The sequence below is a fragment of the Falsiroseomonas sp. RANM36 genome (genome assembly GCF_056682175.1).
In genome coordinates this window covers 547,742-549,517 of the sequence record NZ_JBWXTD010000005.1, presented here as the reverse complement: position 1 = coordinate 549,517, position 1,776 = coordinate 547,742, and the positions used below count along the sequence as shown (strand labels likewise).

Sequence of the window (1,776 nt, the reverse complement as noted above, 5' to 3'; positions counted from 1 at the left end):
GCCCCGCCCGCCGCCCGCCGCCCCCCCCCCGCCCCCCCCCCCCCCCCCCCCCCCCCCCCCCCCCCCCCCCCCCCCCCCCCCCCCCGCACCGGGGGGCGGACCTGGCCGCAGGACACGGACGGGTGACGCCTGCGGCACCTCCGGCCATCGAGTGCCGCGGCATCACGAAACGCTTCGGCCATGTGCTGGCGAACGATGCCGTGGACCTGGTGGTCCACCGCGGCTCGATCCATGGCGTGATCGGCGAGAACGGCGCCGGCAAGTCCACCCTCATGGCCATCCTGCACGGCTTCTACCCGGCCGATTCCGGGGAGATCCTGGTGGATGGCCGGAAGGTGACCATCCAGGACAGCGCCGACGCCGCCCGCCTCGGCATCGAGATGGTCCACCAGCACTTCATGCTGGTGGAGCCCTTCCGCGTCATCGAGAACGTCATGCTCGGCGCCGAGGGCGGCGCGCTGCTCAAGAGGGGCGAGGCGGAGGCGCGCGCCGCGCTGAAGCGACTTGCGGAGGAATACGGCCTCGCCGTGGATCCCGATGCGCGGGTGGAGGACCTGCCCGTCGGCGCACGGCAGCGCGTGGAGATCCTGAAGGCGCTCTATCGCGGCGCAGAGGTGCTGATCCTGGACGAACCCACCGGCGTGCTGACGCCGCAGGAAGCCGACGACCTGTTCCGCGTGCTGCGCGCGCTGCGCGACGAGGGCAAGGCGATCATCCTCATCACCCACAAGCTGCGCGAGGTGATGGCGGTGACCGACCGCGTCTCCGTCATGCGCGGCGGAAGGATGGTGGCCCATCGCGAGACGTCCGAGACCTCCGCCGCGGAGCTGGGCGAGCTGATGATCGGCCGCCGCCCCGCTGCCTCGCAGCGCCCCGCCCCCGCCACGCCCGGCGCCGCGATGCTCGCGGTGGAGGATCTGCGCGTGCGCGACAATGCCGGGGTGGAGCGCGTGCGCGGCGTCTCCCTCACGCTGCATGCGGGCGAGATCCTCGGCATCGCCGGCGTCGCCGGCAACGGCCAGACCGAGCTGCTGGAGGCGCTCTCCGGCATGCGCGCGCCGGATTCCGGCACGGTGCGCCTGCGCGGCGCGCCCGTCACGGGCCTCGACGCCGCCGCGCTGCGCCGCCTCGGCCTCGCGCATGTGCCGGAGGACCGGCTGCGCCACGGCCTGGTGCCGGAGTTCGAGGCCTGCGAATCCGCCATCCTCGGCTACCATCGCGATCCCGCCTGGCGGCGCTTCCTCGGCCTGGTCTCCGGCCGCAAGGTGGAGGCGCATGCGGCACGGCTGATGCGGGAGAACGACGTGCGCCCCGCGCTGCCCCGGTTGCGCTCCTCGCTCTTCTCGGGCGGCAACCAGCAGAAGCTGATCCTGGCGCGCGAGATGGAGCGCGAGCCCGACGTTCTGCTGGTCGGCCAGCCGACCCGCGGCGTGGACATTGGCGGGATCGAGGCGATCCACGAACGCCTGCGCGGCTGGCGCCGCGCCGGCAAGGCGGTGCTGCTGGTCTCCGTCGAGCTCGATGAGATTCTCGCCCTCTCCGACCGCATCCTGGTGATGTTCGACGGTCGCATCGTCGGCGAGCTGCCGGGCGGCGCGGCGGATGAGCGCCGGCTCGGCCTGCTGATGGCGGGTGCTGCCGCATGAACCGGGAGTTGCCGCGCTGGGCCGATCTCGCGCTGCTGCCGGCGCTGAACCTGCTGCTCGCGCTCGGCGTCTCGGCGCTGGTGGTGCTGGCGGCGGGGGAGTCGCGCGCCCCCGCGCCCCCCGGCCCGGG

The 1,776-nt window shown here is 74.3% G+C and carries 1 protein-coding gene; it reads left to right on the top strand.

The window, feature by feature from the left end:
• Positions 1 to 122: 122 nt before the first annotated feature.
• Positions 123 to 1,646 carry an ABC transporter ATP-binding protein gene (locus AC1MIR_RS20650; protein ID WP_480030060.1) on the top strand — a complete coding sequence of 508 codons (1,524 nt, stop codon included), beginning with the start codon at positions 123 to 125 and terminating at the stop codon, positions 1,644 to 1,646.
• Positions 1,647 to 1,776 lie beyond the last annotated feature (130 nt).